The organism is Pseudomonas fragariae (ex Marin et al. 2024) (assembly GCF_059621105.1).
The window spans coordinates 3,645,120-3,671,951 of sequence record NZ_CM184369.1; the positions used below are offsets into that span (position 1 = coordinate 3,645,120).

At 60.1% G+C, this 26,832-nt stretch carries 25 protein-coding genes; 6 read left to right on the forward strand and 19 right to left on the reverse strand.

The window, feature by feature from the left end:
- Positions 1-13: 13 nt before the first annotated feature.
- The gene (locus tag AC54XV_RS15650) at positions 14-925 is read right to left on the reverse strand and encodes a LysR family transcriptional regulator (protein WP_024639589.1); all 912 of its coding nucleotides are present in this window, start codon (positions 923-925) and stop codon (positions 14-16) included.
- Positions 926-1,037: 112 nt separating this feature from the next.
- Here AC54XV_RS15650 and AC54XV_RS15655 point away from each other — a divergent pair, with 112 nt between their 5' ends.
- Positions 1,038-1,874 (forward strand): pirin family protein, encoded by an 837-nt coding sequence (locus tag AC54XV_RS15655; RefSeq protein ID WP_024639590.1) that lies wholly within the window; start codon positions 1,038-1,040, stop codon positions 1,872-1,874.
- Positions 1,875-1,941: 67 nt separating this feature from the next.
- Here AC54XV_RS15655 and AC54XV_RS15660 read toward each other — a convergent pair whose 3' ends face one another.
- Positions 1,942-2,805, reverse strand: a complete 864-nt coding sequence (locus AC54XV_RS15660) for an aldo/keto reductase family oxidoreductase (RefSeq protein ID WP_003400541.1) — start codon at positions 2,803-2,805, stop codon at positions 1,942-1,944.
- 125 nt (positions 2,806-2,930) lie between these two features.
- Between AC54XV_RS15660 and AC54XV_RS15665 the strand changes: the two genes are divergently transcribed.
- Entirely contained in the window at positions 2,931-3,827 is an 897-nt protein-coding gene (locus tag AC54XV_RS15665) for a LysR family transcriptional regulator (protein ID WP_011268178.1), read from the forward strand.
- 13 nt (positions 3,828-3,840) lie between these two features.
- Here the strand turns inward: AC54XV_RS15665 and AC54XV_RS15670 are convergent, their stop codons facing one another.
- From AC54XV_RS15670 to AC54XV_RS15705, 8 genes are all read right to left on the reverse strand, one after another.
- Positions 3,841-5,370: a sodium:solute symporter family protein gene (locus tag AC54XV_RS15670; RefSeq protein WP_054091918.1), complete on the reverse strand. Its 1,530-nt coding sequence runs from the start codon at positions 5,368-5,370 to the stop codon at positions 3,841-3,843.
- Entirely contained in the window at positions 5,367-5,627 is a 261-nt protein-coding gene (locus tag AC54XV_RS15675) for a hypothetical protein (protein ID WP_003364607.1), read from the reverse strand. The genes AC54XV_RS15670 and AC54XV_RS15675 overlap by 4 nt, the downstream gene beginning before the upstream one ends.
- 146 nt (positions 5,628-5,773) lie before the next feature.
- On the reverse strand, positions 5,774-6,709 hold the full coding sequence (locus AC54XV_RS15680; RefSeq protein WP_003400536.1) for a choline kinase family protein: 936 nt from the start codon (positions 6,707-6,709) through the stop codon (positions 5,774-5,776).
- Positions 6,706-7,659: a phosphotransferase family protein gene (locus AC54XV_RS15685; RefSeq protein WP_024642682.1), complete on the reverse strand. Its 954-nt coding sequence runs from the start codon at positions 7,657-7,659 to the stop codon at positions 6,706-6,708. Before AC54XV_RS15685 ends, AC54XV_RS15680 begins: the two co-directional genes overlap by 4 nt.
- Before the next feature lie 10 nt (positions 7,660-7,669).
- Positions 7,670-8,950: a M20 family metallo-hydrolase gene (locus AC54XV_RS15690; protein ID WP_024639595.1), complete on the reverse strand. Its 1,281-nt coding sequence runs from the start codon at positions 8,948-8,950 to the stop codon at positions 7,670-7,672.
- Positions 8,928-9,686: a DeoR/GlpR family DNA-binding transcription regulator gene (locus AC54XV_RS15695; RefSeq protein ID WP_024639596.1), complete on the reverse strand. Its 759-nt coding sequence runs from the start codon at positions 9,684-9,686 to the stop codon at positions 8,928-8,930. The genes AC54XV_RS15690 and AC54XV_RS15695 overlap by 23 nt, the downstream gene beginning before the upstream one ends.
- A gap of 80 nt (positions 9,687-9,766) precedes the next feature.
- Positions 9,767-11,170, reverse strand: a complete 1,404-nt coding sequence (locus AC54XV_RS15700; protein ID WP_060409391.1) for an amidase — start codon at positions 11,168-11,170, stop codon at positions 9,767-9,769.
- A gap of 310 nt (positions 11,171-11,480) precedes the next feature.
- Positions 11,481-13,088, reverse strand: a complete 1,608-nt coding sequence (locus tag AC54XV_RS15705) for a M10 family metallopeptidase (protein WP_060409390.1) — start codon at positions 13,086-13,088, stop codon at positions 11,481-11,483.
- A 464-nt stretch (positions 13,089-13,552) separates the two neighbouring features.
- On the opposite strand from AC54XV_RS15705, the gene AC54XV_RS15710 reads away from it, so the two are divergent.
- Positions 13,553-14,881: a sensor histidine kinase gene (locus AC54XV_RS15710; protein WP_122335990.1), complete on the forward strand. Its 1,329-nt coding sequence runs from the start codon at positions 13,553-13,555 to the stop codon at positions 14,879-14,881.
- Between the two features lie 109 nt (positions 14,882-14,990).
- Here the strand turns inward: AC54XV_RS15710 and AC54XV_RS15715 are convergent, their stop codons facing one another.
- Positions 14,991-15,638, reverse strand: coding sequence for a glutathione S-transferase (locus AC54XV_RS15715; protein ID WP_024659999.1), 648 nt, complete (start codon positions 15,636-15,638; stop codon positions 14,991-14,993).
- Positions 15,639-15,680: 42 nt separating this feature from the next.
- Positions 15,681-16,577: a LysR family transcriptional regulator gene (locus AC54XV_RS15720; protein ID WP_011268187.1), complete on the reverse strand. Its 897-nt coding sequence runs from the start codon at positions 16,575-16,577 to the stop codon at positions 15,681-15,683.
- Between the two features lie 158 nt (positions 16,578-16,735).
- On the opposite strand from AC54XV_RS15720, the gene AC54XV_RS15725 reads away from it, so the two are divergent.
- From AC54XV_RS15725 to AC54XV_RS15735, 3 genes are all read left to right on the forward strand, one after another.
- Entirely contained in the window at positions 16,736-18,301 is a 1,566-nt protein-coding gene (locus AC54XV_RS15725) for an MFS transporter (protein ID WP_496717048.1), read from the forward strand.
- Entirely contained in the window at positions 18,298-19,275 is a 978-nt protein-coding gene (locus AC54XV_RS15730) for an LLM class oxidoreductase (RefSeq protein WP_011268189.1), read from the forward strand. Before AC54XV_RS15725 ends, AC54XV_RS15730 begins: the two co-directional genes overlap by 4 nt.
- 82 nt (positions 19,276-19,357) lie before the next feature.
- The gene (locus tag AC54XV_RS15735; RefSeq protein WP_024651172.1) at positions 19,358-20,536 is read left to right on the forward strand and encodes an LLM class flavin-dependent oxidoreductase; all 1,179 of its coding nucleotides are present in this window, start codon (positions 19,358-19,360) and stop codon (positions 20,534-20,536) included.
- Between the two features lie 51 nt (positions 20,537-20,587).
- Here the strand turns inward: AC54XV_RS15735 and AC54XV_RS15740 are convergent, their stop codons facing one another.
- The 7 genes from AC54XV_RS15740 to AC54XV_RS15770 form a co-directional block, all read right to left on the reverse strand.
- Positions 20,588-21,445, reverse strand: coding sequence for a DUF6282 family protein (locus AC54XV_RS15740; protein WP_024639604.1), 858 nt, complete (start codon positions 21,443-21,445; stop codon positions 20,588-20,590).
- Positions 21,442-22,221, reverse strand: coding sequence for a hypothetical protein (locus tag AC54XV_RS15745; protein WP_240851138.1), 780 nt, complete (start codon positions 22,219-22,221; stop codon positions 21,442-21,444). Before AC54XV_RS15745 ends, AC54XV_RS15740 begins: the two co-directional genes overlap by 4 nt.
- 85 nt (positions 22,222-22,306) lie before the next feature.
- Positions 22,307-23,278, reverse strand: coding sequence for an NAD(P)H-dependent flavin oxidoreductase (locus AC54XV_RS15750; RefSeq protein WP_496717050.1), 972 nt, complete (start codon positions 23,276-23,278; stop codon positions 22,307-22,309).
- 77 nt (positions 23,279-23,355) lie between these two features.
- Positions 23,356-23,718 carry an antibiotic biosynthesis monooxygenase gene (locus AC54XV_RS15755; RefSeq protein WP_240884076.1) on the reverse strand — a complete coding sequence of 121 codons (363 nt, stop codon included), beginning with the start codon at positions 23,716-23,718 and terminating at the stop codon, positions 23,356-23,358.
- Between the two features lie 34 nt (positions 23,719-23,752).
- Positions 23,753-24,472 (reverse strand): RraA family protein, encoded by a 720-nt coding sequence (locus AC54XV_RS15760; protein ID WP_003400491.1) that lies wholly within the window; start codon positions 24,470-24,472, stop codon positions 23,753-23,755.
- The gene (locus AC54XV_RS15765; protein ID WP_496717052.1) at positions 24,456-25,646 is read right to left on the reverse strand and encodes an isocitrate/isopropylmalate dehydrogenase family protein; all 1,191 of its coding nucleotides are present in this window, start codon (positions 25,644-25,646) and stop codon (positions 24,456-24,458) included. Before AC54XV_RS15765 ends, AC54XV_RS15760 begins: the two co-directional genes overlap by 17 nt.
- Positions 25,643-26,671, reverse strand: coding sequence for a hydroxymethylglutaryl-CoA lyase-like TIM-barrel protein (locus AC54XV_RS15770; protein WP_024642694.1), 1,029 nt, complete (start codon positions 26,669-26,671; stop codon positions 25,643-25,645). Before AC54XV_RS15770 ends, AC54XV_RS15765 begins: the two co-directional genes overlap by 4 nt.
- Between the last annotated feature and the right edge of the window lie 161 nt (positions 26,672-26,832).

Sequence of the window (26,832 nt, forward strand, 5' to 3'; positions counted from 1 at the left end):
CCGCCAAGGCTGTTCAGCGCGCCAGAAACGCCTTGTCCCTGAGTTTGTCCATCACCAACGCAATGAATGCCGACACCGCTGGCGGCAGATGCTGTCGGCTGGGATAAAGCACATGCAGACCATGGCTGGTGCGCTGGTACTGCGTCAGTACCGGCACCAGTCGACCATCCCGCAGATCCGAGCGGATCAGCGTCGCGGGCAACAACGCGATACCGAGCCCGGCAAGGGTCGCCTTGCGCAACGCCTGTGCGGTGTTGGCATTGAACCGGCTGGCAATGTGCACCTCATGCATCTTCGCCTCCGGGCCGAGCAACCGCCAGGCAGTGACGCCACCGCGATGCGCTGCACTGACACAGTAATGACCGTGCAGGCTGTGCAGGGAATCAGGCAGGCCATGAGCGGCAATATAAGCCGGACTGGCGACCATCGTGTCATGGCCTTCATCGATCAGTTGCCGCCCTACGTACCCCGAGTCCTGCAAGGGGCCGCCGCGAAAGGCGATGTCCAGCCGGTCAGCGATCAGGTCGGCGTGATCATCACTGAGCACGAACTCCAGTTGAACGCGCGGATAACGGGCAAGAAAACCGGCCACCCAGTCCATCGAGAAAAAGTCGAAGAAATCAGCCATCGCTGCAATACGCACCAGGCCGCGCGGCTCGTCACGACCTGACACAAGCTGCTCTGCGGCTTCCATCACCCCGTCCACCGCGCTCACGCAGCGGCCATAGAAATCCTCTCCAGCCTGAGTGAGCACCAGCTTGCGGGTCGAGCGCTGCAACAGGCGAGTGTCCAGCTGCATCTCCAGTTGCTGAACCCTGCGACTGACCGTATTGGACGGCATGCCCAAGTGCCTTGCTGCCTGGGCAAAACTGCCGCTGCGCACCACCTGCACGAACAGCGCAACATCGTTGAGATCGAACGCCACGCGCGGATTCCTCGTATTTATGGATCAGTCCAAGCCAACTATACCGGCTAATCAAGCAATGCATTGACGCTTATTCTTTGCGCTCAGGCATCAAGGCCCAGAGGAAAACGCCATGAACAGCATCGTCAGCATTCGGCCACGCGCCATCGTCCATCGCACCACCGGCAGAACCCGTGGGCCGATCACCCGACTGGTGAGCCCGGGCGATCTGGGTCAAGTGTTGAAGCCTTTCGTGTTTCTGGATCGAATCGGCTTCACCTCCGAGCCGGGTAAAACGGGATTCGGCATGCACCCGCACTCGGGTATCGCAACGCTGACCTACATGATCGAAGGCGAACTCACCTATGAGGACACCACCGGCAAATCCGGGATACTGCCCAGCGGCGGTGTGGAATGGATGAGCGCCGGCAATGGCGTCTGGCATGACGCCCAGCCGATAAGCGGTTCGGCTGTCAGGGGCTTTCAGCTATGGGTCGCGCTGCCCGCCGCGCAGGAAAATGGTCCGGCACAGAGCGTATACCTGTCGGCAGCGCAGGTTGCGCAACAAGGCCCGGCAAGCGTGCTGCTGGGACGCTATGGCAGCGCAAAGAGCAGCCTGCCGGCACCGGAAGGCATGAATTATCTGGCAGTACAGCTAAAGGATGGCGAGCACTGGCGCTACACACCGCCTGCGGGCCATAGCGTAGGCTGGCTGGCAGTCAACACCGGACAGCTCGACGCGGGCGGCCAGGTCGGCGCGGGTGAACTGGTGATTTTCGAGGAATCGGATCGCCCCATCGACATCGTCGCCAAGGGTGATACCCACTTCGTGCTGGGATCGGCAGTCAAGCATCCGCACGAACTGGTCACAGGTTACTACTCGGTGCACACCAGCAAAGCCGCGCTGATTCAGGGCGAGCTGGAAATAGAACGTATCGGCGCACTGTTGCGCGAGGAAGGCAGACTCTGATTGAGCAGCAGCCTTTAAAACAGACCCACCCGAAAGCATTCAGGCGGGTTGCTCAACAGCTATCCCTCTAAGCAACACTATCGAGTTCGGCGAGCAATTGCGGCGCAATCACCAGCTCGCTGGCGGCAAGGTTTTCGCGCAAATGAGCGATGGATGAGGTGCCCGGAATCAGCAGAATATTGGGCGCACGTTGCAGCAACCAGGCCAGAGCGACACACGACGGCGAGGCATTCAGCCCAGCGGCTACTCGGCTCAGGGTTTCCGATTGCAGGGGTGAAAATCCGCCCATCGGGAAGAACGGGACATACGCAATGCCCTGCTCGCCCAGTTCTGCAATCAGCGGCTCGTCATGGCGATGCGAAAGGTTGTAGTGATTCTGCACGCAGACAATCTCGGCAATCCCCTGCGCCTGCCTGACTTGCCGGGCAGTGACGTTACTGACCCCGAGATGACGGATCAGACCCTGGCGCTGCAACTCGGCCAGCACCGTCAACGGTTCCTCGATCGAGCCTTCTGCGGGTGAATGCTGCTCGCCCCATGCCCGGAAGTTGACCACATCGAGCACCTCCAGCCCGAGGTTCTTCAGGTTGTCGTGGACCGCCGCGGTCAATTGCGCCGGGCTGGATGCAGGATTCCATGAAGCATCCGCGCCACGCACTGCGCCGACCTTGGTGACGATCAGCAAGTCATCCGCGTAAGGGTGCAGCGCTTCGCGAATCAGCGTATTGGTGACATGCGGGCCGTAAAAGTCTGCGGTATCGATATGGTTTACCCCCAGGGCGAGGGCTTCGCGCAATACCGCGATGGCGCCCTGCGGATCTTTTGCAGGACCGAACACGCCAGGCCCGGCCAGTTGCATCGCGCCATAGCCCATGCGGTTGACGCGATGGCTGCCCAACAGGAACGTACCTGCCTTGTTTGCATGATTCATTTAGTGCCCCTTGATTCGATGTGTGTTCCTCACTATAGGCACTGAGCACTGTATTGATAATCATGCGTAATCGGCACAACCTGTACGCCTGAGCGAACACTGAACAGAGCAACCGGGCCACGACAATGACTACCGATATTCAGGACCTGCTGGCCTTCGTCGCCGTGGTCAATGCCAGAGGCTTTCGCGAGGCAGCGCGGCTCAGCGGCAAATCCGCCTCCAGCCTCAGCGACGCCATTCGCCGCATGGAGGCGCGGCTTGGGGTGCGGCTGCTGAATCGCACCACTCGCAGCGTGGCTCCGACAGAGGCTGGCGCCAGGCTTATGGAGCGTATTGTGCCCGCACTGGGCGAAGTGGAGTCGGCCCTGGATGTGGTCAATGACTTTCGCGATCGCCCGTCAGGCACTCTGAGGCTGAACGTTCCGGTCAGCGCCGCCAGGCTGGTGCTGCCCTCGATCATCACACCGTTCCTGCAGACCTACCCCGACATCCGCCTGGAGGTGGTCACCGAAGAAAGCTTCGTCGACATGCTTGCAGCCGGATGCGATGCCGGCATTCGCTACGACGAACGCCTGGAGCAGGACATGATCGCGGTGCCCATAGGCCCGAGGTTCCAGCGTTTTGCGACGGCTGCGTCACCGGCCTATCTGCAGGCCAGAGGACGCCCCGAGCACCCGCGAGATCTGCTCGCGCATGCCTGTCTGCGAGGAAAATTCCCCAGCGGGGTCATACCGCTGTGGGAATACGAGCGGGACGGCGATACCGTCAAGGTTGACCCCACAGGCCCTCTCACCGTCAGGATAGGCGGAGCGTTCGATCTGACTGTGCAGGCCGCCATCGACGGGCTGGGCGTTGTTCATCTGTTCGAGGACTGGCTACGCCCTCACCTGGACAGCGGCGCACTGGAACCGATACTCGAACCCTGGTGGCAGCGCTTCACCGGGCCGTATCTGTACTACCCGGGGCGCCGCTACCTGCCCTCGCCGCTGAGGGCTTTCATCGACTTTATCAATACGCGCTGAGCCGCAGGCGGCATCAGCTCATCGCCACAACCGGACCCACGCCGCGCCGCGCTGGCGCGGCCATGGCGAACAACTCGTCGACGCGTCTGACTTCATCCGCACTCGGTTTGATGGCAACGGCACAGGCAACGAAGATGCCCGCATTAAAAATCAGACCGACGATGCCACTGGTCAACGAACCCAGTGCCGGAATGTCATCCGGGTAGATCGTGGTCAGTACGATGGCGATCACGATCCCCACCAGCATGCCGGCAATCGCGCCTTGCTTGTTGCCACGACGACTGAACACGCCGAAGAACAGCGGCACGGCCAACTGGATGATGCCCTGATAGGAAATCTGCGCCAGCAATTGCAGGCGGGCATAGTCGAAGGTCAGGTAGGCCAGTAATGAGGCCGCGGCAATGAACACCACCATGCCGACCTTGGCGAGAATGGTCTTCTCGCGATCACTGCGTGGCTTGCTCCAGGTCGCCAGGTCATTGGCAAACTGCGTGCCGCACACCTGAACGCAGCCGTCGACATGACCGATGCTGGCCGCCAGCACGATCATGATTGCCACGCCAAGCAGCCATGGCCCGCCGATGTCGAACAGTGACAGGAACCAGCCGTGTTGCGGATGAGCCGCGACATTCGGGTCCTGGCTGATTGCTGCGGCGAAGAGCATCAGAATGCCGTAGAAGCCGCCGACCAGCAGGATGGTCAGCAGCGTGCCCTTCTTCACCGAACGCACGCCGCTGGCGGTGTAGATGCGCTGAAAGCTCATCGGCCAGCACATCGAGCCGATAACGCCGGTAAAGATCAGGCTGAACATGTACATCGGCCCGTAGGTACTGCCTGCTCCGCCAGGAATCACCAGCATGCTGGCGGGCAACTGCGACAGGTTGCTGAACGACGCCTGCGCGCCGAACAGCAGGAAGATGCACAGCCCGGCGCACAACACATAGGCAATCAACCCCTGATACATGTCGGTCATGATCAGGCCGCGCATGCCCATGCTCACTGTCCAGTACTGACGAATCAGGATCACCACCACCCCGACCAGCAGGCAGGTGGTCACGCCCCAGCGGCCGAAGCTGGCGAACTGGAAAAGCGTCGCGAGGGCCTGAATCCCCATCACCACCCAGGGGAATACCGAGATGATGCCGATGATCGAAGCAATGCGTTTGACCACGGGACTGTTGAAGCGCATGCCCAGCAAATCCGGTTGGGTGGTCAGGTTGAAGCGCTTGCCCCAGGTCCAGGCACGATTGGCCATCAGGTACATCGCGGTTACGCCCAGCGTGGCGTAGACCATGCCGTAAAAGCCCAGCGCGCCACCGACCGACAAGGCGAAAAACGCCGTGAACGTTGCGCCCGGCCACCAGGAGTTGGTGTAGCACATGGCGATGAACCACGGCCCGTAAGAGCGACCACCCACCGCGTAATCGGAAAAGCTCTCGCTCTTGCGGTTCGTCGCGTACAGCACCGCAATCATGCCCGCCAGAAACACGCCGATCAGGCCGAAGGTGATGTAAAGATCCGAAACCGTAGTCGTACTGATCATTGCCCGTCCCCCTCTTGTGGAATTTCACCCAGCAGCGACTCGACCACGTAGAGCATCCACAGGCCCAGCCCCATGAGCACCGCGATCAGAATCCAGTAGAAGATCGGCAGCGGAATGCCGAGCACCAGCACGCTGCTGCCGCTGACCTTGAGGTAAAACGGCGGAAACAGCGCCATCATCAGCAGCGCGAAGAAGTACAGGCCAAACACCAGATTCTTCAGGCGGCCGGGGGTAGAAAGGGACGGAACGTTACTCATGGAGTGCTCCTTGAATTTCAGGATCTGGCTATGGATAAGTGATCGGATAAAACTCAAGCAGTGAAAGAAACACGCGGTTACCCGCTACTTTTTTATTATTGAAATACTTGCCTTGAATGTTCAAAGGCGCGCCGGACGAGATCGACTCAGGCCTGCCGCAGCCAGGTTTCCCATTGCGAATCATTGATGATGCTGCGCGCCCGCATGTGTTTCCAGGCGCCGTACTTGTAAAAGTCGAAGTCCAGTTGCGACACCGCGTGCTGCACCATCGCCCAGGTCGACCATTTGATGTCGGCCAAGGCCTTGTTGAGCTTGATCCGCGCTACGGTTTGCGCGCTGACCTGGCCGAAGTAGTCCTCGATCAGCGCCAGCTCCATGTCGTCGCTGAAAAACATCTCGCCGAACCACAGCGCCAATTCGTAATGGCGGTCGTTGTTGGAGGCGTACTCGAAATCCACCAGACGAATCTGGCGATCCGCGTTGAGCATGAAATTGCCTGCCAGCGTGTCGTTCATGCACGGCGCCAGATCGATCCCGGAAGCTTGCAGCGCAGCTTTTGCGCGCTGGTATTGCAGGCACAGCCAGTCGTCATCCTGAGGCTTGATGCCCTTGAGTTCGGCCACCTGGCTCTGGTGCTCGGTGATCATGTCGAACACGGTCTTGGTCTGTTGCAGCAGCGGCTGATCGTTGAACGCCTTGAGCCCGCGCAGGGCACTGTGGCGTATGTCGCGTTGCAGGAAGTCATGGTTGGACGACGCCCGCCAGCCCTCCATGAATTCGAACACCTCGACACCGAAGGCTTCGAGAAAGGCGAAAACCGGCGCGCCATAACCGGTTTGCGCAGCTTTCACACTGGCCTCGTGAGCAGTGTGACGATCAATGAACATCTCTGTACCGACGCCTGGCACCTTGAAGAAGTACGCTGTGTCGGCACCCTCGACCTCGACCCGCCAGTTGGTGTTGGAAATGCCACCACTGACAGGCTCGTAGTCAACGCGGCGGCCCTGCCAGCTGTCGATGCTGCGCACGGCGGCTTCCAGTTGTCGCTCCTGGGTACTGACCGACTGCCCTAACGTTTTCATGCTCTACCCTCCTGAACCTGACGCATCCAGCCTTCCAGCCGCGGGTCCTGAACGCACTGCCGACACCGCAGCAGCGTCCATTGCCCGACCTTGGAAAACTCCAGTGGCCGCGAGGACGTGGTACCGGCCCAAAGCCCCCACAATGTCCAGTACCAGTCGTTGATCAGCGCATACAGACGGCACACGGCGTAGTCGATTTCCAGGCATTGCCCGGCCCACGCGCCGATTCCTTCGCGCCACTGGCGCTCGAACGAATAAAGCTCGTTGAGGGTAATCGCCACGTCGTACCACGGGTCCATGCAGCCACCGTAGTCAAAATCCACCAGACGCAACTGACCTTCGCTGGACACCATGACGTTGCTCGACACACCGTCGCCGTGCAGCGGAACCGCTTGCACGGATCGGCTCTGCAGCGACTGCCAGGCCATGTCGACGCAACGGTCGATCCATTGATGCTCGGCAGGCAGCGCAACGTTGTCGCGTTCGCACACTGCGCGCAGGCGCTCGATGTCCGCCATTGGCGAGCGCACCACATCAGGCACCGGCCCGGCATGCACCTGCCGCTTGAGTGCCCACAGTGCCTGAAGCCGGCCGGGTGCGAGCAGATCGTCGAGCCGCGCAGCTCGCCAGTCCGGGCCCAGATCCTCGAAGATCAGCACGCCAGTGGCCTGGTCTGCCCCAAGTAAACGCGGTGCAGCAGCGCTAAGCCCGGCACAGTCGCTGGCCTGGGCTACCGTGTCGAAATCGATCAGTGGCGCCATGTCGGCATGCAGAACCTTGGCGTAGCAACCGCCCTGCGCACTGCTGACCCGAAAGCCGGCCCACTCGGTCGACAGTCTCGAGGGTGACGCAACGCCCTGGGTAACGTTCTCGATCCCGGCGTCTGCCGCGAACCCGCAATGTGCCAATGCGCTGCGCAGGCGTGTGGTCAAGTCGTCGGCATATGACATGGTCAGCCCCTCAACCAAATGAAGCGGACGAGGTGCAAGCCCGATGCAACAGACCGGTCAGCATGCGCAAACCGTTGTGCATGTCCTGATCGCTGGTGTATTCGGCCTCGTTATGAGAAACGCCATTACTGCTGGGGATGAACAGCAGGCATACGGGATAGCGCCTGTTCAGACTGATCGCGTCGTGACCGGCCACGGTCATGCTGTCGGTGGTCGACAAACCCAGCTCGGCGCCTACGTCATGCGCCAGTGCAGCGAACCCTTCATGCAGCCTGGCAGGTGAGCGCAGCACGCTGCTTTCCACTTCAAACGCGGTCATGGTCTTGTCAGCGATCGCACGCAGCGTTGCATCCAGGCGTTCCGAGGCAGCACTTAGCAGATCGACGTCGCGGGAGCGGTACTCAATCAGCAGCGATACCCGCGACGGCACCACGTTGGGCGAATTGGGGTAGACCTCGATACGCCCTACCGAACTGTGCATCTGCACGCCGTGCTGCAAGGCCTCGTCATGCACCGCAGTGATGGTGTGTGCGGCGGCCAGCAACGCATCCCGGCGCGCGGCCATGGGCGTGGGGCCGGTGTGATTCTGTTCGCCGTCGAAACGTACCCGCCGTTTCAGGGCGGCCCAGGTCTCGCGCACCACGCCGATCGCCGTCTGGCTGCTTTCCAGGCCAGCGCCCTGCTCGACATGAATTTCGACATACCCGGCAATGTTCAAGTCAACCTGATCATTGCCCAGATAACCGATGGCCTGCAGGGCGTCCTTGAGACGGATACCGTCGCCATCGCGGCTTTCCCAGGCGCTGTCCAGCGTCAAGGCACCGGTGAACACACCACTGCCGATCAGGCTCGGCTGAAAGCGCGCGCCCTCCTCGTTGGTCCAGTTGACGACCGCCAGATTGCAGCGCGGGACTTCACCACGCTCAAGCAATTGCCGCGTCAGACTGGACACCGCCACGGCGCCGGCAAGCACGCCGTATACGCCATCGAAACGCCCGGCACTCGGTTGGCTGTCCAGGTGCGAACCGCAGAGCAGATAAGGCGCATCCGGATCAAAGGTCATGAGGCCGAACAGGTTGCCCACCGCATCGATACGGACTTCGAAGCCGTGCGCTTCGAGCCAGTCCCGAAACAGGTCACGTACCTGACCGTCTTCAGCCGAGGCCGCCAGCCGATGCAGGCCACCGGCCGGTGTCGCACCGATGGCCGAGCTTTGCCGAAACAAGGCTTCGAACGCTGCCAGATCAGTTGCGCTCGGCTCGATCAGCTCAGGAATAGAGGGTGTCGACATGATCGTTCTCCAGGCGTGTCGCAAACTCGTCGGATAGCGCGCGATTGGTGACCAGAGTCGTGATCGCGGCAAATGGCAGGGTATTGATAAAGGTGCGATGACCGAACTTGCCATCGTCGGCCAGCACGACGCTGCGCGTGCAGTGCCTGACCAGCGTCCTGCGCAACATGGCTTCAGGTTCCTGGTAATCCATCAGGCCGAAGTCCAGGTCAATGCCACCGATGCCCATGAAGGCAATGTCGTAGTGAAACTGCCGGGCGAATTCCAGCGTGTGGGGGCCGATCAAGGCGTTGTCGGTGCGCCGCACATCGCCGGGCGCAACCAGCACCTGATTGTCGCTCTGGTGCGATATCAGCTGGGCGATGTCCAGCGAATTGGTGATGATCTTCAGCTGGCTGAACCGGGTCAGTTGCTGGGCCAGCGCCAGCGTCGAGGTACCGGTGTCGAGGAAGATCGCCATGCCTTCGCTGACCAGTTGCGCGGCGCGCACAGCGATGCCCGCCTTGGCGCGAGGCTTGAGCCTGCTGCGCTCCTGCAACGGCAATTCTTCGCTGGACCTGGGCAGAATGGCGCCGCCGTGAATTCGCCTTAACCTGCCCTCCTCCTCCAGATGCTTGAAGTCGCGGCGGATGGTCTCTTCGGAGACGAACAGCAATTGTGCAAGGTCCGACGCCTTGACCCGCTGTTGTTGAACGAGCAGGCGCATGATTTCGTCCAGACGCGGCTGATTGAGCATGGGGGTGACATTCCGTTGCAAAGTGATGGCTCCAGTGTCCGGGCCCTTGGGCCGCTGATCTGCGTGCGAGAGCGACATGCCTATTGCCCCGAAACCGGTGGCAGGTGCTGATCCCAGGGCGCAATGGCCTCTACCGCAGCACAGAACTGCAGCACCTGGGCATCAGCAAAGCGTGGGCCGACGACCTGCAGACCGATCGGCAGTCCTGCGCTACTGCGCCCACAAGGCAGATTGGCGGCCGGGTTGCCGGTGATGTTGAAAGGGTAAGTGAACGGCGTCCAGCGCGCCCACGGCACAGCGCCGTCCTGTCCGGCATAGCCGACGGGCGCTACGTCGTCTGCGGCAAACGGCAGGATCGGCAGCGTGGGCATGAGCAGCAGATCGTAATCGTCAAACAGCGCGTGCACCTGATTGGCGAACGCCGCACGTTGTTGAAGTGCCTGTAGATAATCACTCAGGCTGTACTGGGCAGAGCGCTTGATCAGATCGGCAAAGCCCGGATCGAGCTGGTCCAGCTTCTGCGCAAGCGCCTTGCCATAGGCAATACCGCGCCCGGCGACCCACAGAGTTTCGAAGGTCGCCAGCGGGTCCTGCCAATCCGGCTTGAGCGTGCTGACTGTAACGGGCAGCGATCTGGCGATATTACCCACGGCAGCGTCAACCGCTGCAGCGACTTGCGCATCGACCGGCGTGTCGAACAGGGTCGGGCAGAAACCGATGCGCAACGGTTTCAGCGGCTGGTCGCAACGGGCCAGAAAGGACTCGTCGGGGGCTGGTAGCGCCTGATGATCGAGTGGATCGGGGCCCGAGAGAATGTCGAACAGCAACGCGCTGTCGCGCACGGTTCGGGTGATCGGCCCGGCATGACTGAGCATTTCGGTGGCCGACCAGGGCCAGGTGGGAATACGCCCCAATGTACCCTTGAGGGCAAATGCGCCACAGAACGAGCCAGGTATGCGCACCGAGCCGCCGCCATCCGAGCCCAGGGCCGCAGACACCATGCGCGCCGCCACGGCGATGGCCGAACCGGAGCTGGAGCCGCCGCTGGTGAGGCTCAGGTCCCACGGGTTGCGTCCGTTGCCGAACACCCGCGACGTACTGGCGCCCGTCCAGCCGAACTCGGTGGTCGCGGTCTTGCCGAGAATAATTGCGCCAGCGTTTTTGAGGCGACGGATGATCGGTGCGTCCTGAACCGGCACCGACTCCAGCGCAGTCAACGAACCCCGCGTGGTGCGCAGCCCGGCAGTGGAAAAGAGATCCTTGATGCCGAAGGGTATGCCGTGCAGCGGCCCGCGTAGCTCACCGCGCTGCAGTTCGGCCGTCATGCCTGCGGCCTGTTCGAGCGCGGCATCGGTGTATACGTCACCGAATGCATTCAGTGTGGAATTGTGGGTTTCGATCGCTGCCAGGCACAACTCGGTCAAACGTATCGGCGTCAGGCCCCCTTCGCGAACACGCGTGGCAGCTTCAATCACGGTAGGCATGGAAGATGGCTTGGACTCAATCAAAGCAGATACCTCTCAGACACTTATGCGTAATGCACGGCACCAACGACTGTCGGGGCATTACATTCAGCAGCCCCTGATGAGTCAAGTGGGTTTTGTTGGATATATTGAATTTGTGGTTTTAAATTTTGTAACAGCACCGTCACGGTGCCGAAAAACGCGCAAAACGACGCGTCGCACAATTGCGGTGCGCGATTAAAACCATAAAAGAAGGGGAGATTCGGCCATAAAAGACTGCGCCTGTCAGCGGCGCAGTCCTGTCATTGAGATCGGTCTTTCAGGTCAGCGATCAGACCGCCAGATCGTGGGCATGGAACTCGCTGACGCCGACCAGCTGGATTTCAAAGTCCGCATGCAGGTCGCCGTTGACGTTGCCGGACAGCACATGGTCGGCGAAGCGCAGTTGGCCAGCGCCGGTGAACTCGCCGCTGCCGATGAAGCTGAAAGCATCGAGGGCCTTGGTGTCCACGTTGGCATCCATCTTCAGGAAGCTGAGTTTGTCGCCTTGCTGGCTATTGAAGTCGGTGATCACGTCGCTGTTGTGGCCTTTGCCCATTTCCGACAGATCGTTGAACACGAAACGGTCAGCACCGCTACCGCCAGTCATGATATCGGCGCCCTGACCGCCCACCAGTTTGTCATTGCCGGCACCGCCGAAGAGAACATTGTCCGCATCGTTGCCGGTCAGAGTGTTGTTGCGATCATTGCCCAGCACGGTAAAGGCGCCCTCGCCTTTGAGGTGGACATTCTCGAAGTTCGCTAACGTCCCGGCATTGAGGTTGATGACCTGTGCGATGGGCGAGGTATTGTCGTAAGTGATCTTCAGCGTATCGATGCCCTGGTCGGCCTTTTCCTGAACCAGGTCCAGTTCGCCTGCCTGATCGATGACGTAGGTATCGTTGCCCAGCCCGCCGATCATGGTATCCAGCCCGCCGCGACCATTGAGCACGTTATCCAGATCGTTGCCGATCAGCGTGTCATTGAAGGCAGAACCTATGGCGTTTTCAATGTGTGCACCGTAGGCGATCGCCAGACCGGAATTCATCAACGTCGGCGCGTCCGGGTTCGCGTTGTAATCGAGAAACGCCTTGCCGATGGTGCTGAACTCACCCTCGTTGAGGTTGATTTTCACCGATGCTTCCTGATTGCTGGCATCAATGGTGTCTTTGCCGCCAGCGTCCCAGATGGTCTCGAATACCGACTGCCCGGGTGCCCATTTATAGACGTCGTCGCCGGTGTGATAGTGGGTGTTGGCGCCGTATATGAACTGCATGGCCGCAACATCGAGCAGCATCGGCGTGGTGGGCTTGAAGCTGTAATTGTTGGTGTAACTCATGATGGTGTAACGCGCATCTTCGAATTTGGCATCGAGCAGAACATCGTTGTACTGCGAGGCTTCGAACGAATGCTTCAACCCCAGTGCATGACCGGTTTCATGCATGAACGTGAGGTAATCATCCGTGCCCTTGGCAGGATCGGCCGCGTTGACGTTCGGCCCGATCCAGACATCGCCGGAGCGGCCCAGCGTACCCGGCGCATAAGCCTGGCCAAACTCTGTACCTTGCAGGCCCTTGAAGCCGCCGAAACGGATGTCTCCGACATTATCGGGGGTGTCCTGAACCTCGGTGAACTTGATATCTGCCACCGCACTCCAGGCATCCAGTGCGCTTTTTGCGGCTGCCGCCTGGGCGTCGGTCAGCGAATAGGCATCGCCCGGTTCCTGAGAGCGACTGTAGTCAGTGGCATAGACAGAGTCGGCCTTATGAAAACTGTAAGTCAAATGGGTGCCGGACGAATCCCCGAGCCAGAATGGCCCCCATAGCAGACTGGTGACTCGATCGTCGGGAGCTCCCTCGGGCAGAAGTTCGGCAGGACTTGATTCATTTGGGCCGGGCATTGGCGTTGCTCCAGAAGAATACGGACGTTATTAATGGGCTCACGATCTTTGCCAAGGCAAAAACCGGACGGCAGTTTATTACACAGCACGTACAATATGGACATAATAAGTTACAAATGCCACATTCAGAAAGGTCCGCTCGTTACTCTCGACACCTGCAAACTTCTTATGTCGAGCGAACTTTAATTTTTATTACGAGCGTCATTTAATATCACCTCGATATATAGGATTGAAAGAGTCGGCGCCAACAGTAAGAAGTGACTGTTGCGAGGGTATTCGAGCCCGATCATGACGCCCTGCGAACTGCGCCCGATTGCCTCACTTTATGTCGACCGAGTAGCCCGAATAAGGGGGACACCGCTCAAACCTGCGCACGCCGAGCTGATTTATGCGGTGTATACCTTGCTGCGCTCTATGGATCATAGGCATCATAAGACCTATTTCATCCGATCGCGGTGCGCCCCATGACCCACCACCCTGCGCCACTTCCCGCCAGCGAGGAAGAACGTGTCCTGTCCCTTGAGCATCTCAAGATACTGGACAGTGCTCCCGAGCAAGACTTCGACGACATTGTGCTGCTCGCCACAACACTGTGCGACGCGCCCATTGCGCTGGTCTCGCTGGTTGACCGAGAACGCCAGTGGTTCAAGGCCTGCATCGGCCTGGACGTGCAGGAGACGCATCGCGACCTGGCATTCTGCGCCCACGCCATCCTGCAGCCTTCCGATGTGCTGGTGGTTGAAGACGCGACCACCGATCCTCGCTTCAGAGAGAGCCCGCTGGTGCTGGGGCCTCCCTACATCCGCTTTTATGCGGGTGCGCCGATTCGTACCGAGGCCGGCCATGCACTGGGCACCGTCTGCGTGATCGATATCTGGCCGCGCGTACTGAGCGACCAGCAACGTCGTGCCCTGCTGGCACTGGCGCGGCAAACCGCAGCCCTGATGCAATACCGCCTGGTTTCGGAGCAGCGTGACCAGCACGCCGCCGAACTGGCGCTGGGGCTCGAAAGCTCACAGAGCCAAAGCCTGGCGCTGGAGCGCAACCTGCGCCAGTCGCAACGGGTGTCGTCGCTGGGCATGCTCACCGCTAGCATCGCTCATGACTTCAATAACCTGCTCCAGGCACTGAGCGCCAGCCTGCAACTGATTCGCATGCGCTCACGCCGTCCGACCGACGTCGAGACGCTCAGCGATACCGGACTGCGAGCGGTGGATCACGGTCGCCAACTGGTGACTCGCCTGCTCAACAGCGTTCGCCAGGACGGTTCCGAACTGATCTGCATCGATGTCAGCGAACGGATCGATGCCGCGCGTGATCTTCTGTTGCGTTCGGCGGGCGACACGCTGGAGCTGTCATTCGACCTATCCGCCCGAGGCTGGGGCGTGTTGTGCGCCGAAGCGCAATTGCATACCACCTTGTTGAATCTGCTGAGCAATGCGCGTGATGCAATTTCAGGCCCCGGCAAGGTGCATATCTCGACCCGGCTGGAGTCCGTCAAGGACGACCCGCAATTCCCGGAAGGCGATTATCTGGTACTCAGCGTGAAAGATAACGGTCCTGGCATGACCGCCGAGCTCAAGGAGCAGATGTTCGAACCCTTCTTCACAACCCGAAGTTCGGACCCTGGTGCCGGGCTTGGCCTTGTTCAGGTGCAGGAGTTTGCGGTAAATGCCGGCGGAGGCGCACGCGTCGAAACAGCACCAGGAAGCGGCACTACCGTGCATCTCTACTTGAGAATACTGGGCCCGATCAGTGCAACGAACGCACCGGCTCATATAACCGAACAATAACAACGGCTCATCGCCAGCGAGGCGTGGTTACTTCAGATACCCGTTAAATACCCGTTAAATAGAAATGGCCGAACATTCACTGTTCGGCTTTTTTATTTTCTAACCTGCTTCATCCTGTCGCCGGGGGTTTCCAAGGCCAATGGCGTCGTATGACCGCGTTGACCAGCGGCTCCGCGTCAACCTTTAGCAACAGCGCATGAAAATCCGCGCGGGTGTTACGCAGGTGCTCGCGCGCGCCACTCCATCGCGTCACGACAGAGGCCAGAATCTCCACTGCGCCGGGCGCATCGCAACGCCAGATCCCGGCATCACCAAACAGGTCGGCAAACGTCTCCCAGTGTTCATGCAACCGCGTCCGGGCGCCCGCTTCGAGCAGCCTCTCCAGATCATCGTCGGAACCTGCCAGCCAGCGCTGCGGGTAATCAATGATGCCGATGGCGGCGTAGCAATTGGCTGCAATGTAAACCAGCGCGCGTAGCGCTTGAGCACGCTGCGCGGACTTGCCAGGCAGAAGTCCGGAGTCGGGGTGCTCCAGGCCCAGATGAATCAGGATCGCAGCACTTTCAGTGAGTACCGTGCCATCGGCCAGCAACAGCGTGGGGACCTGCATCAACGGGTTGACCCGCCTCAACGCCTCCTTGCCAGGCCCCTCTTCCCACCCACAGGCTTCGCTCAGGGTAAAAGGCACCGAGCAACGCCGAAGCGCTATCTCGATCGCAGCCGAACCCGAACCTTGCGTGCCGAAAAGCGTGTACATAGCGGTGCTCCTTGCCAGGTGCTGCAGGCTCGCTCCGCGCAGTCATACTGACGGAGGAGCGAACAAATGGGTGTGCATGAAATCAATGAAGACTCGCAGGCGCAGCGAAAGATGCTTGCTGGACGGCCAGAGCAATCTGAACGTTCCGGTATGCACCGTGTAGTCATCCAGGACAGGTATCAGCTCGCCGTTGCGAATGGCCGATAAAATCATGAAGTCCGGCAGACAGGCAACTCCCAACCCGGCCCGCGCGACGTCCACCAGAATCTCGGTGGTATTACACACCATGGCCTGGGGTAACTCGAGATCGTCGACGCCCGCCTCACGGCGCAGCGGCCAGTGTTCAAACCTTCCAGTGGAAGGAAACTTGTGCAACAGGCAGGCGTGCTGACTCAGGTCCCCAGGATGCCGGGGTATACCGTGCCGGGCAAAATAGTCCGGAGCGCCGACAACGCGCAATTGGAAACTGCCCATCCGCTTCGACATCAGCCCCGAGTCACCGGGATCGCCGGTGCGTAACACGATATCGAAGCCCTCCTCGATGATATCGACCATGCGGTCGGAGAAATCGATGTCCAGTTCGATATCGGGATAGGTACGCATGAAGTCGATGATCACCGGCATCACCAGTCCGCTGACCAATGGCAAACTGATCCGCAACCTGCCCTTGGGCAAGTCTCTGGCATTGCTCAACTCCATTTCCGCCGCTTCCAGCTCCGACAGAATCCGCCGGCAACGCTCAAGGAATATCGAGCCTTCCAGCGTCAGGGCGATACTGCGCGTACTGCGATGAAAAAGGCGGACGCCGAGGCTCTCCTCCAGACGGCCAATACTCTTGCCGATCCCCGACGAAGAGATGCCCAGGCGTTTTCCGGCCTGGGTAAAACTCCGCGTTTCAGCAACCAGAACGAACACGGCGATGCTTCCGAGCGATTCCAATACCCACTCCTATTCAGGACAACCCTGTCCTATACGTTCGGAACATAAGCCTGTTTTTGTTTGCGGGCGCAACCCCTAATCTCGCGGCAGGGCGATCGCTCTTGGATAAACGCGTGCACCACGGCAAAACCCAGGCACGCTTCACAGGGACATTGCACATGACCACAGCACACAGGGTTCAAACACAGCCCACTGCAGGACGATGGGGGCAACTGCTCGCCGCTTGCCTGACCGGCATTCTGATCCCGTTATGCTTCACGGGCCCTGCCGTGGTTCTACCGTCGATAAACCAGGCACTGGGCGGATCAGCCGTCGAGCTGACCTGGGTCATCAACGCCTACATCCTGACCTACGGCAGCGCGATGATGGCCGCCGGGAGCCTGACGGATATCTACGGCAGAAAACGCGTCTGGTTGATCGGGCTGGCGATCTTCGTGCTCTCCACCTTCGCCATTCCGGCAGCCTCCTCCGTCGTCCAGATCGACCTGCTCAGACTGGTGCAAGGCCTGGGTGGCGCGGCAGCGTTCGCCGGGGCGATGTCGTCGCTTGCCCAGACCTTTCATGGCGCCGAGCGCACCCGAGTCTTCAGCCTGCTGGGCACCACCTTCGGTATAGGTCTGGCCTTCGGCCCTCTCGCAGCCGGCTCGCTGGTGGATTCGGCAGGCTGGAAATGGTCATTCCATGCGACTGCACTCATCGGCGTCGCGGGGTTCCTGCTGGTGCTGTTCAGCGCCACCGAGTCAAAGGATCCCGACGCAACAGGTATGGACTGGCCGGGCGCAATCAGTTTTACCGCAGCATTGACCCTGTTCACTTATGCCATTCTGCTCGCCCCTGAAGAGGGTTGGACCGATCCATTGGTGATGGTTGGCATCATTGGCTCACTGCTGCTGTTCTGGGTATTCATTGCGGTGGAGCGGCGCATCGCCCGTCCCATGCTGGATCTCTCGTTGTTCAAGAGCGCGCGCTTTGTCGGCGTGCAGATTCTTGCAGCCACTCCCGCATTTTTCTTCGTCGTGCTGATCATCATGCTGCCAGCGCGCTTCATTGGCATCGACGGCCTCAGCGCCCTGGAAACCGGGCAGATGATGACTGCCCTGGCCGCGCCCCTGCTGATCGTGCCCCTGCTTGCCGCGCAGCTGGCACGTCGTTTCACGTCAGGACTGCTGTCCGGCGTCGGGCTGCTGCTGGTGGCGGCCGGCCTGCTATGGCTGGCGCTGGCACTGGACAGTGGTGCGATCAGGACAGCGTTGCTGCCGATGGCCTTGATCGGTATCGGTATCGGCCTGCCCTGGGGGCTGATGGATGGCATGGCGATCAGTGTCGTCGAAAAGGAACGCGCCGGTATGGCCACCGGCATCTTCAATGCGGTACGCGTTTCGGCAGACGGGATCGCTATCGCAATCGCCGGCGCCCTGCTTGCAACGTTCATTCAATGGGGACTTTTCGACGCACTCAAGGGTGTCTCACCTGAGGTGGTCACCGAAGCGGCCAACCGCGCTGCCCTGGGCGATCTGCACAATGCGACAAGCCTGCTGTCCGGTCAGTCAGCGTTGCTGCACCAAGAGTACGTCAATGCATTCCGCAATCTGCTGTTCATTCTCAGCGCCGCCACCGTGCTGACGGCGGTGGCGGTCTTTGCCCTGCTTGGTCGCGTACGCGCTCATGAAGAACCGCCCATAGAGCCCTCCGACACGCTTGAACTGGCGGGTGAAACCAAGTGAGTCCCTATGAAATACCCGGCGCAAAGCGCCATCCCGCCTTTGCAAAGGTGTTCGCGCCGGGACATCTCACGTTCGGTCTGATCGCGCCACTGGAGGGCTACCCGGACTCCGCAGCACCGACCATGAAAGACCATCTGGCCCTCGCCATTCAGGCCGACAAGGCCGGTTTCGCCGCGCTGTGGCTGCGCGACGTACCGCTTCTCGATCCGGGGTTCGGCGACGCCGGTCAGGTGTTCGATCCTTTTGTCTACGCCGCGCTACTGTCTGCGGTCACCCGGCAAATCTGCATCGGCACGGCAGGCATCATATTGACGTTGCGCAATCCGCTGATGGTTGCCAAACAGGCGTGCAGCGTCGACGTGTTGCTCGAAGGACGCTTCCTGCTGGGTGTGTCTACAGGGGACAGGCCCGGCGAATATCCCGCGTTCGGCGAGCGTTTCGAGACCCGCGCAGAACGCTTCAGAGACGGCGTCGAACTGCTGCACGCGGTGACCGAGCAGTCTTTTCCAGTGTTCAAATCGCGTCATTACGGGCAACTCAATGGCACGCTGGATCTACTGCCGAAACCGGTTTTCGGGCGGCTGCCGATGCTTGCCATCGGCCGCTGTCAGCAGGACATCACATGGCTGGCCAATAACATGGACGGCTGGATATGGCATCAGAGCGGCTTCGACACCTTGCCTGAAGTGATCAATCACTGGCGCAGCGCCAATGAGCAGATGCAGTTCAAGCCCTACGGCTATGCGACGTTCTTCGACCTGGACGAGAACAAGGACGCGCCGATGAAAGTCGGCCGTGGAATCAGTACCGGGCGCAACGCCCTCATCGCCCTGTGGCAGCGTCAGCGGGAACAGGGTGTTTCGCATGTGGCGCTGAACCTCAAGCCACTGAGGCGTCCGGCCACAGAAGTGTTACAAGAGCTGGAAGAGTATGTGCTGCCGTACTTCCCGACCCGCCGGGGTGATCATGCCTGACCGAATACTTCGTCGGCACGGCCACCGCAGGTTCAGGATGTAGCAAGGACGAACGATCCAACTATCGACCTGGGAGGTCACGATGCGCGCTGAAAAATCCTATCCGATAAAAACCAACCCGATGCGCAGCAGCGCGAACAAGATACAGCTGGGTGTTTTCTCCACCAATACCGAGGGCGGCTGCACCGTCACCAACGCGCCTGAACGCCTGCGCGGAGACGATTGGGCAGGCAACCTGGAAATCGCCCGGATTGCCGACGATGCAGGGTTTGAAGCCTTCATACCGGTCGGCCGCTGGAAAGGTTTCGGCGGCACCAACAATACCGGCGGTGTCTGTTTCGAAACCTACACCTGGGCTGCCGGGATTGCAGCCCTGACCAGTCAGATCGCCGTGTTCACCACCTCGCACCTGCCCACCGTGCACCCGCTGTTCGCGGCCAAACAGGCGGTGACCATCGACCACATCAGCGGCGGGCGCTTCGGGCTGAATATCCTTTGCGGCTGGTATGGCGCGGAAATGCGCATGTTCAGCGGCCATATGATGGAGCACGACAAACGCTACGACTACGCAGAAGAGTGGCTGCACATTGCAAAAAATGCCTGGGAGCAGCAGACCCCGTTCGACTTCAAAGGCGAGTATTTCAACATCTGCGGCGCAATCTCGCAGCCACAACCTCTGAATAAACCCTACCTGATCAACGCAGGGGGGTCGCCACGCGGCAAACTCTTCTGTGCAGAACATTGCGACGCCGCGTTCCTGATCGTCAAACATCTGGACGGCGAACAGGCCGTGCGTGAGCAGATTGCATCCTACAAGGACCTGGCGAAACAGAAGTTCGGCCGCGACATAAAGATATGGTGTTATGGCTATGTGGTGCAGAAGGACACGCAAGAGGAAGCAGACGCTTACCTGGACTATTACGCCAACCAGGTCGGTGACGATGAGGGCTGCGACATCATCACCGGCGAGCTGGGTATCCAGACCGGCATTTTCACCCCCGAAGACGCCGTGCGTTTCCGTTTCCATTTCAAGGCCGGATTCGCCGGGGTGCCACTGGTAGGCACACCCGAGAAGATCGTGGAGCTGTTCAGGAAATATTCTGACTGGGGGATCGACGGCATTGCCCTGACGTGGCTCGATTACCATGAGGGTATAAAGGACTTCGTGAGGGAAACACTGCCACTGATGGAGGACGCGGGCCTGCGTGAATCCAGGGTTGTGGAGGCGATGACTTCGAAGGTGTCCGCAGAAGTAGCCTGATGGCCGGGCCTCCCTGGCGGTGCTGGCCAGGGAGGCGCTTATCCGGACAGCTTAAAGGGCCAACATGCGTTGCGGATTCAGCAGCGTCACCTCGGTGCGGCGCTCGTCGCTCAAGCCGAACGCGTCGAACCACTGCCCGCTCAGCGACAGCCACTGGTGGACATCGATCTGACTGGTCTGCCCCAGGTCCGAGCTGTAGACCACATTGCCGACATGGCTCAACACATCGCTGAAATCCTGGCGGTCCTGATAACCCAGCAAGTACGTCAGTGCGGTCTGCTCGATGTAGACCGATGGCTCTGTGCCGATCAGCGCCAGCTCGGCCGCGTCAAGACCGGTCAACGGATTGGCAGGCTGATTGAGCATCAACCTCGGCACACCGATGCGCAGCGCTTCGTCGATCAGCGTCCTGACTTCATTGGCATCGGCATGCCCGGTCGAGATCACCAGCGGATAGTCACGCGCCATTCTCAGAATATCCAGCGTCTGTGGCGTCAGCCGGCCGTTGTCCGATGTCACTCTGGCAGGCTTGATGGGCTTGTCCCGCAACAGCGGATGGCTCAGGTTGCGGGTCAGCGTACTGGCATGCGTCCTGCCGGTCACGGTTGGCAAGTGAACCAGGAAACGCCCGGGCTCATCGCCACGCAAACACAGGCTGCGCTCGACCACACGGTAGTCGATGCCGCCGGCAATCTCGTTCAGCACCACCGAGCCGCTGACCGGAAACCCCTGATCGCGCGCTTCCCACGCCTGGGCTGCCGTACACCCCAGATGATTCTTCAGCACCACCCTGCCCTGCACCCGCGCGTAGCACCTGCCCGCCTCGATCGCACCATGACGACGAATGAACGCGTCAGGATTGGCGTGGTAATGCACATCAATGAAGTTCAGCGCATCGACCTGACTCATTGCACGCACTCCTGGCGGGTCATCAGGAACGTGTCGATGCTGTCCAGCACCTGCTGCAAGTCATCCGCCAGCGGACGCATCCCGCCGCCGTCTATGCACAATGAGCGCTGCTGCAGGCCACGGGTACGCAGTACATGGCGTGCACTCACCAATTGCGACTTTTCACCGAACACGCTCAACACGCGGCCCTGGTAATCGAGCAGACATTCACTGACATCGACACCAGCCAGCAACCTGAAACCCACTGTCAAGCGCTGCCCCTGCATCGAAAGCGTCGCGTCACTCTCGTCGCCGGCGAGGCCTACTCGTTCATGCGACTGCCCGTCAGGCAGTACCAGATTGTCCAGCAGATGCCTGGCTTGCTCGACATGCCCCTGTTCGGCCAGGTCCGCCATATGTCCCAGCCTGGAATCGAGTAACCCGTCGGCCTTGGCCGGGGAAGACAGCAGCAGCAAGGCAGGTGTCGACTGCAGAAATGAACTGCCTGCCAGTGCCTGCGCCAATGCACCGCCCAAGGCAACGCCGACCAGTACATCCGGCACACCCCATGGCTCGAGCGCGCAGGCCCAGCGCTCGGTAAAGACACCAAAGTCCTCACCCTGCATAACGGGCAGCGACAGGGAATCAAACACCGTGACCTGAAAACCGGCGGCGGTGAAGTGCTCGATCAGCGGCTGGGCAAATCCACCCTCGTCCCAGACCGGCATCACCGGTGACAGAATAAAGACGCGCGAATGCCCGACACCAAAGGTCCGGAAGGTCATGCAATGACTCATGGCTTTTGCTCCTGCAAAAAGAACCAGACCCGCCTTGTGAGCGGGTCCGGTCGTTGCTCCATCGTGAGGGCTCAATCGTGAAGGCTCAGCGGGGCGTGCGAAGGCGTTCGACACTGGCGGCATACCCGCGCAGGGTCGACTCGATAATCCGTTGCGCGGGCAGCACCTCCTTGATCAGGTCCGCGACTTCGCCCGCCCAGATGGCCCGGATACTGACATCATCGGCCGCCAATGCGGCTTCATAGTCCAGGCGCAGTTGACCGGCTGAGGCAGCGAAAGCCTGCTCCTCACCCACCCAGCTAGCGGAAAAGTCATTGCCGATCACGCGTCCGCTGTAGCCCTCCGGCCAGTCGATGCCGCGCACCTGATCAAAGATCCGGGTTCGTACCGTATCGCTCGCAACCGCCTGCAGCAGTCGCTGCTTTACCCGTTCGGAAGGCAGTGCCTCCTGCGAAGCCAGAAAACGCGTACCCATCATCACGCCGTCCATACCCAGCGCCAGAGCAGCAGACATGCCGCGCCCATCGGCGATCCCGCCGGCACCGATCAGCACGACATGCTCACCCACCGCGTCGCGGACCGCCGGGAACAGCGGCAATGAAGAGCGGCGCAAACTGTGCCCCCCCGCCTCGGCGCCTTGTACGATCAGCGCATCGGCACCGGCGTCCAGTGCTTCAAGCGCCTGATCGACGTCGTGCACCTGAACGATGACTTTGGCATTGGCCTGATGGATGGGCCTGACGAAAGGGCGTACATCACCAAACGACAGGGCAACCACCGCCGGACGATACTCCAGCGCCAGGTGAAGCAATTCGAATTGTTTGGCCACGGTAAACATGACCAGGCCTACGCCCCAAGGCTGCTGCACCTCGCGCATCATCTCCAGTTCACGCGCCATCCATTGCGGGTCGCCGTAACTGGCACCCACCAGGCCGAGGCCACCGGCACGGGAAACCGCAGCCGCCAGACGCCCACCGGACGCGCCGCCCATGGGCGCCAGAATCAGCGGGTGGTCAATGCCCAGAAGTGAGGTCAGTGCTGTATTGATCGTGGTCATCGCATAATCCCTGTGCAAATCCGAGTGAATATCAGACGAAGGCGGCCTGTGCGCCGCCCTCTTCTGTCGGTACTGGCTCAGCCGGCCTTTTGTAAGGCAATTTCAGGGGTGATGTACTCGGCCACGTTGTAAAGGTGATATTCCCAGGTGCCGGTTTCTTTCAACCGCGAGTAGCGCGACAGAAACTCTGCGTCGCTAAACAGCGACTCGAACTGGCTGCGATCACTCCATTGCGCCTGATTGATGACGGTCTTGCCGTCGGTGCTTTTCATCAATCGGCTCCATTTGAAGGCACTGTAATTGCGTGCCACGTAGCTGACGGTTTCTTCGAGAATCTGAATGGCCAGATCCTGAGCCCCCTCGTTTACCTGTACGACATTGACCAGATAGACCGCGCTGTCATCGGTGACGGATTGAGCGTCGAACAATTCCATTTTCATCATCATTTCCATTCAAGTGGGAAGGCAGATCGGTTCACGCCTGTGAAGGCACAGCGACGCTGACTTTTTCAGCGTCAGTCAGCCAGGGCTGGTCGTAGCGATAGGTGCTGCGGGCTTTTTCCAGGGGCCAGCCAGCCGATATGGCTTCAATGATGCTGCGCTCTGTGTGCTCGATCGCCTGGGCACGGCGTACGACCTCGACGGCCAGCTGCTGTGGAATCACCACGCACCCGCTGCCATCACACACCAGAAGGTCGCCAGGCCGGACCGCCACGCCCGCGATGAGCAGAGGCACCTGTACAGCCTGGAGTCGAGCGCGGTTCTTTGCTGACTGCATGAAACGTCCGCGACTGAACAATGGGTAATTGCACTCGATGACCGTATCGATATCGCGTGCCACGCCATCGATCACGGTGCCCTTGATGCCATTGGCCAACGCGAAGCGGGTCATGATATCGCCCCATACCGTGCAGTCCTGGCGTCCGTTGTTTGAGGAAACAATCACCGCGCCGGCAGGTACATGATCGATATAGTTGGCAGCACCCTTGAAGACCGCAGATGCACCAACCGGCTCGTACTGCACGGTAAATGCGATACCCACGCAACGAGTGCCCGGTACTTGCGAGGCAATACCCGAAAGCCCGCCGTCGATCCCCAGGCTGTCCAGCGCATCAGACAAGGACGCAGTGTCGAGATGTTCACATGCGTCCAGCACGGCTTGCGCAATGGGCACCGCTTCAAAGTGCGCTGACATGACGTTCTCCCGGTGCCGAAGCCTGCTCGTTGCGATACCCGAACGTGCGGGACTGCAACTCGATGCACTGCTGAACGATCGCTTCGCCCACCTGGGCCGTGGTATGGGAACCGCCAAGGTCATACGTGCGTGTGGATGTGCGCGAAACCAGGCTGACGGCCTGGCTGATGCACGCCGACTCGGCCGGGTACCCCAGATGCTCCAGCATCAGCGCGATGGCCATGAACATCGCGCCGGGGTTGGCCTTGTTCAACCCCGCATGGGCAGGCGCGCTGCCGTGTACCGGTTCGAAATAAGCCCCTGAATTGCCGAAGTTGCCACTGGGCGCGAACCCCAGGCCACCCATGACTCCGGCGCCCAGATCGGAAAGAATATCGCCAAACATGTTCTCGGCAACGATCACCCCGAAGCGCTCGGGGCGCTGCACCATCCACAGGGCAACCGCATCGACATTCTCGATGACCCCGGTCACGTCCGGATACCGCTGAGCTGTTGCTTCGAAGATGCCCCGTGCAAAGGCGCTGCTGTGCCGCAGGACCATGGGTTTGTCGACAAACGTGACCCGCGTGAAGTGGTTCTTGCGGGCGTACTCGAAGGCGTATTCGAAAATACGCGTCAGGCCACTTCGCGTCTGCAGGCGCAACGTCACCGTCGCATCATCCTGCCCTTCTCGCTGCCACGCCGCGCCGAGGGCTTCCCGCTCTTCGAGCAGCGGCACCAGTGCATCCGGGATACAACCGAAGTCCAGCCCCGCATAAAGCCCTTCGGTGTTTTCCCTGATCACGACAAAGCGAAATCTGTTTTCGCCAGTCATGTCACTGACCGGGCGGACATTGGCGTACAGGTCGAGATTCTGCCTGAGCTGAATGACCGGACTGACATAGCGGCGGTTCTGGCCCTGAAGCGCCAGTGGCAACTCTGCTTCGGCCTCTGCTAGAGGTTTGCTGGTGATTGCGCCAAGCAATGTCGCATCGCAACTGGCCATGATCTCCCAGGTCCGGGCCGGAACGGTTTCCCCCTCGGCCCTCCAGCATTCCCAACCGATGTCCGCCGGTACCAGATCGAACGGCAGGTTCAGCGCCGCAATCACCGGAAGCGCCGCCTCCATGACTTCAATACCGATCCCGTCACCGGGCAAGACACATATGCGCTTTCGGAGCATTTGAGTGGTCATAGCGCGACTCCCTTCGCGCCGTTCGGCAAGCCGGTGGCGATGGTCGACAACACCGCTCGCGGCGCAAGGCGCGCCACCTTGTCCTGCTGATACATGACCTCGATCGCTCGGTACTCGGAGGTCAACTGAAAGCGCTCGAGGGTGTCGCGCACGCGTTGACTGCTGTCATAGGGGAAGTTGTAAGTGCCCAGAATGATATCCATCAGCGGGCTGGGCATATTATTTTGCGGGATCGCGCGGGCTGTGGCTTCCGACAGTTCAATCACTTTCACCAGGTCATAACCATGACTGACGCCGGTACGCTCCAGATAGGCAACCAGCATACTCAGGTGAAGATTGCCGGCCCCCTTGCCCATGCCACATATGGACGTGTCGATGTATTCAGCGCCGGCTTCTATAGCCGCCGCTGCATTCGCCAGCGCCAACGACAGATTGTTATGCGCGTGAAAGCCCAGCGGCACCAACAATCGGCTTGAGAGACGACTGAACAGCCGATCTACATCGGTCGGTACCATATGACCATTGGAATCCGCGCAACAAACGATATCCGCGCCGGCCCCCTCTGCGCGCACGGCCGTATCGAGCACGGAGCCTGGCGTCTGCGAGGTCACATGCGTCACATTGGCGCTGACGCTAAAGCCGTGATCACGAGCCAGCGACAAGGTCACAAGCCCCTCATCCAGTTGATCGCGCCTCAAACAGACACGGATCATCGAAACGCCCTGCTCCTTGAGCATGGCCAAGTCATCGGTGGTGATGTTTCTGGGATGAACCATGACGGCCAGTTCGATGCGGCCTTTGGCGGCCTGTGCAATCTTTTCAATGAAGACTGCACCTACATCACTGGTCAGACCGTGCTCGCCTTTCGGCGCGAAGGATCCTTTGCAATAACCAATTTCGCAGAGGTCCACACCCGCGTTAGCCAAGCCAGCGACCACTATCTGCGCCTGATCTTCTGTGAAGTTGAAGTTGTTCCGATAACCACCGTCACGCAAGGTAACGTCGAGAATTTTTACGTCGGCCATGAGAATCTCCGGCTGTCCTTAGGGTGTCACCAGGGTGCTTGAGATGATCTTGCCACTGCATGAGTTTTTATAATTATCCAACAGCGCGCCATCTAACAAACCTTGCCGAGCCGACACCTTAACGTCTCGGAGTTTCGAGTCATGAACTGCTCCACTCGATA

Bases quoted from the DNA above. Each gene is read 5' to 3' on its own strand.
- AC54XV_RS15655 (WP_024639590.1), top strand. From the start codon at position 1,038: ATGAACAGCATCGTCAGCATTCGGCCACGCGCCATCGTCCATCGCACC.
- AC54XV_RS15660 (WP_003400541.1), bottom strand. From the start codon at position 2,805: ATGAATCATGCAAACAAGGCAGGTACGTTCCTGTTGGGCAGCCATCGC.
- AC54XV_RS15665 (WP_011268178.1), top strand. From the start codon at position 2,931: ATGACTACCGATATTCAGGACCTGCTGGCCTTCGTCGCCGTGGTCAAT.
- AC54XV_RS15670 (WP_054091918.1), bottom strand. From the start codon at position 5,370: ATGATCAGTACGACTACGGTTTCGGATCTTTACATCACCTTCGGCCTG.
- AC54XV_RS15675 (WP_003364607.1), bottom strand. From the start codon at position 5,627: ATGAGTAACGTTCCGTCCCTTTCTACCCCCGGCCGCCTGAAGAATCTG.
- AC54XV_RS15680 (WP_003400536.1), bottom strand. From the start codon at position 6,709: ATGAAAACGTTAGGGCAGTCGGTCAGTACCCAGGAGCGACAACTGGAA.
- AC54XV_RS15685 (WP_024642682.1), bottom strand. From the start codon at position 7,659: ATGTCATATGCCGACGACTTGACCACACGCCTGCGCAGCGCATTGGCA.
- AC54XV_RS15690 (WP_024639595.1), bottom strand. From the start codon at position 8,950: ATGTCGACACCCTCTATTCCTGAGCTGATCGAGCCGAGCGCAACTGAT.
- AC54XV_RS15695 (WP_024639596.1), bottom strand. From the start codon at position 9,686: ATGCTCAATCAGCCGCGTCTGGACGAAATCATGCGCCTGCTCGTTCAA.
- AC54XV_RS15700 (WP_060409391.1), bottom strand. From the start codon at position 11,170: ATGCCTACCGTGATTGAAGCTGCCACGCGTGTTCGCGAAGGGGGCCTG.
- AC54XV_RS15705 (WP_060409390.1), bottom strand. From the start codon at position 13,088: ATGCCCGGCCCAAATGAATCAAGTCCTGCCGAACTTCTGCCCGAGGGA.
- AC54XV_RS15710 (WP_122335990.1), top strand. From the start codon at position 13,553: ATGACCCACCACCCTGCGCCACTTCCCGCCAGCGAGGAAGAACGTGTC.
- AC54XV_RS15715 (WP_024659999.1), bottom strand. From the start codon at position 15,638: ATGTACACGCTTTTCGGCACGCAAGGTTCGGGTTCGGCTGCGATCGAG.
- AC54XV_RS15725 (WP_496717048.1), top strand. From the start codon at position 16,736: ATGACCACAGCACACAGGGTTCAAACACAGCCCACTGCAGGACGATGG.
- AC54XV_RS15735 (WP_024651172.1), top strand. From the start codon at position 19,358: ATGCGCGCTGAAAAATCCTATCCGATAAAAACCAACCCGATGCGCAGC.
- AC54XV_RS15740 (WP_024639604.1), bottom strand. From the start codon at position 21,445: ATGAGTCAGGTCGATGCGCTGAACTTCATTGATGTGCATTACCACGCC.
- AC54XV_RS15745 (WP_240851138.1), bottom strand. From the start codon at position 22,221: ATGAGTCATTGCATGACCTTCCGGACCTTTGGTGTCGGGCATTCGCGC.
- AC54XV_RS15750 (WP_496717050.1), bottom strand. From the start codon at position 23,278: ATGACCACGATCAATACAGCACTGACCTCACTTCTGGGCATTGACCAC.
- AC54XV_RS15755 (WP_240884076.1), bottom strand. From the start codon at position 23,718: ATGAAAATGGAATTGTTCGACGCTCAATCCGTCACCGATGACAGCGCG.
- AC54XV_RS15760 (WP_003400491.1), bottom strand. From the start codon at position 24,472: ATGTCAGCGCACTTTGAAGCGGTGCCCATTGCGCAAGCCGTGCTGGAC.
- AC54XV_RS15765 (WP_496717052.1), bottom strand. From the start codon at position 25,646: ATGACCACTCAAATGCTCCGAAAGCGCATATGTGTCTTGCCCGGTGAC.
- AC54XV_RS15770 (WP_024642694.1), bottom strand. From the start codon at position 26,671: ATGGCCGACGTAAAAATTCTCGACGTTACCTTGCGTGACGGTGGTTAT.